Below are 2,086 nucleotides of genomic sequence, written 5' to 3' on the forward strand. Positions count from 1 at the left end.
CCCAATCCTCCTCACGCCAGTCGCGCAGGATTAGGCGATCCGTTTCGTGGTAGAAATCAGCCACCAAGAAGCCGCGCTGCAACCGGGGCGTGATAGGTCAAAATCCCGCTGCATCCGGCGCGTTTAAAGGCCAGCAGTTTCTCCATCATTAAATCGTCGCGATCTCCGATACCGGCGGCCTGTGCAGCTTCGATCATCGCGTATTCGCCGCTGACTTGATAGGCAAAGACTGGGACGCCGAAACGCTCCTTCACCCGGTAAATGATGTCGAGATAGGCAAGGCCGGGCTTCACCATCACGCTGTCCGCACCTTCGGCAATGTCGAGCTCAACCTCGCGCAGAGCCTCATCGGTGTTCGCCGGGTCCATTTGGTAGCTTTTCTTGTCGCCCTTTAGCAGGCCGCCTGATCCCACCGCATCGCGGAACGGGCCGTAGAAGGCGCTGGCATATTTGGCGGCATAGCTCATGATTTGGACATTGTGGTGCCCGCCCATTTCCAGCGCCATGCGGATCGCGTGGATGCGGCCGTCCATCATATCGGACGGTGCGATTATATCCGCGCCTGCCTCTGCCTGATTGATCGCTTGATCGACCAGCACTGCGACCGTGTCATCATTGGTGACGTAGCCCGACGCGTCGATCAGCCCGTCTTGCCCATGGCTCGTATAGGGATCGAGAGCCACATCGGTCAGCACGCCGATATCGTCGCCGCATGCATCCTTGATCGCACGAATCGCGCGGCACATCAGATTGTCGGGATTGTGCGCCTCTGCCCCGTCATCAGATCGCCGAGCTGGCTGAGTGTTGGGGAACAGCGCGACGACCGGAATGCCAAGCGCGACCGCTTCTTTTGCGCGCTCAGCAATTCGGTCAACAGACCAGCGCGAAACGCCGGGAAGCGTCGCAATCGGCTCCTCCACTCCGCTCCCCTCGGTCACGAACAGAGGCCAGATCAAATCTGCCGGGGTCAGTAAGGTTTCGCGGTGAAGCGTGCGGCTCCACCCTGTGGCGCGGGTGCGGCGAAGGCGGGTATTTGGGTATCGGCCAGTCATGGCGCGGAGTGTTGCCGGAATTTTGGCCGGTTATCAATTCGTGCGGGCAGTCGGCGCAATCTTTTCAATCTCGCGCTGCGGTTCCTCGACCTCGCTGGCGAGCGGCTCAAGATCTTCCAGCGCCGAGCCGGGCTCAATTTCGCGCAGCTGGATTAGCTGACGGCGGAAATCGAGCAATTCTGTGCCCGAAAGCACCGCGCGGGTGACAAAATCGACGCTCGCTGGATTGATTGAGCGGCCGCCGCGATACATTTCGTAGTGGAGGTGCGGGCCGGTCGACAGGCCGGTTGACCCGACATATCCGATCACTTGGCCCCGCCGTACCTGCTGCCCGCGCCGCACAGACATGCGGCTCATATGGCAATAGCGCGTTTCCAATCCGCCGCCATGGTCCAGCCGCACCGCATTGCCGCAGCCGCCCGCGCGCCCAGCGGATTTCACTGTGCCATCCGTAACAGCAACAATCGGCGTGCCATGCCGCGCGCGGAAATCGAGGCCTGAGTGCATCCGGCGATAACCAAGGATCGGGTGACGCCGCATCCCATAGCGCGAGGATACTGGCCCCGGCACTGGCGCGACAAGCCCTCGGCGCTGTTCGCCGACGCCTGATGCTTCGTAAAACCGGTCGTTCGATCCCCAGCGCATCAACTGCGTGCGCGGCTCTCCGTCCCGGTCTATCCCAGCATAAAGCAACTGCCCTGCTTGGCGTTCACCCGTGGCGGCGCGGCGATAGGCGATGATGATGTCGAAATCGTCAGATGAGCGGACTTCGCGGTCCATGTCGATTTGGTCATCGACTGTGCGCAGATAGTCCTGCACCGCGCTCGCCGGGACGCCCGCTGCGCGCATTGAGCGATACAAGCTGGAGCCAACCTTGCCGCGAACCCGCAAAGGGGTGTCGTCAACGCGGATGACATTGCGCGCGAGCGACAATTCACCGCCGATACCCGTGTCTTGATCTGCGCCCTGACGTCCGATCTCAAGTTCAAGATCAAACCGCGCGCGGAATTTCAGCGCATCAAGCGGCCGGGGCG

Annotated in this window: 2 protein-coding genes; both read right to left on the reverse strand. The window is 61.5% G+C overall.

The genetic code is table 11. The features are described 5' to 3' along the window. Positions 1 to 56: 56 nt before the first annotated feature. Positions 57 to 1,052: a porphobilinogen synthase gene (gene hemB / locus ACSHXH_RS19530; RefSeq protein ID WP_435673470.1), complete on the reverse strand. Its 996-nt coding sequence runs from the start codon at positions 1,050 to 1,052 to the stop codon at positions 57 to 59. 33 nt (positions 1,053 to 1,085) lie between these two features. Further along, the coding region (locus tag ACSHXH_RS19535) for a M23 family metallopeptidase (RefSeq protein ID WP_435673471.1) at positions 1,086 to 2,086 on the reverse strand (1,001 nt) is incomplete at its 5' end.

The sequence above is a fragment of the Marivita sp. genome, assembly GCF_051251565.1.
Lineage (GTDB): Bacteria > Pseudomonadota > Alphaproteobacteria > Rhodobacterales > Rhodobacteraceae > Marivita.

Coding starts and splice junctions, on each gene's coding strand:
- hemB (WP_435673470.1), bottom strand. CDS start 1,052: ATGACTGGCCGATACCCAAATACCCGCCTTCGCCGCACCCGCGCCACA.